Annotated in this window: 1 protein-coding gene; it reads left to right on the top strand. The window is 57.8% G+C overall.

The window, feature by feature from the left end; genetic code table 11:
- Nucleotides 1–512, top strand: a 512-nt coding sequence (locus F0U44_RS23940; protein ID WP_223163809.1) for an acetate and sugar kinases/Hsc70/actin family protein, incomplete at its 5' end; no start/stop codon positions are given.
- Nucleotides 513–630 lie beyond the last annotated feature (118 nt).

The raw sequence follows: 630 nt of genomic DNA, 5'->3' as shown, positions 1-630 counted from the left end.
GGGAAATCGTTCGTGACATCAAGGAGAAGCTCTGCTATGTCGCCCTCGACTTCGAGCAGGAGATGGCCACCGCTGCCGCCTCCACCTCCCTCGAGAAGTCCTACGAACTTCCTGACGGTCAGGTGATCACCATCGGTAACGAGAGGTTCCGTTGTCCCGAGGCTCTCTTCCAGCCTTCCTTCCTGGGTATGGAATCGTGCGGCATCCACGAGACCGTGTACAACTCCATCATGAAGTGCGACGTCGACATCCGTAAGGACCTGTACGCCAACACCGTCATGTCCGGTGGTACCACCATGTACCCCGGTATCGCCGACAGGATGCAGAAGGAGATCACCGCCCTCGCGCCCTCGACCATCAAGATCAAGATCATCGCTCCCCCCGAGAGGAAGTACTCCGTATGGATCGGTGGATCCATCCTGGCTTCCCTGTCCACCTTCCAGCAGATGTGGATCTCGAAGGAGGAATACGACGAGTCCGGCCCCGGCATCGTCCACCGCAAGTGCTTCTAAGCAGCGCGGCCGCGTGACCCCGGTGCTGTGTGGTGTTGTGCTCGTCCGAGTTCTGAACGCAACCGTCAGTACGTTGTACCTAGTGATACCTGAGAACTGAACATCTAATCTAACGCCA

The organism is Nocardioides humilatus (assembly GCF_008373755.1).
Taxonomy (GTDB): Bacteria; Actinomycetota; Actinomycetes; order Propionibacteriales; family Nocardioidaceae; genus Nocardioides; species Nocardioides humilatus.
The sequence above is the reverse complement of the archived record's forward strand: the minus strand, read 5'-3'. Positions and strand labels throughout refer to the sequence as shown.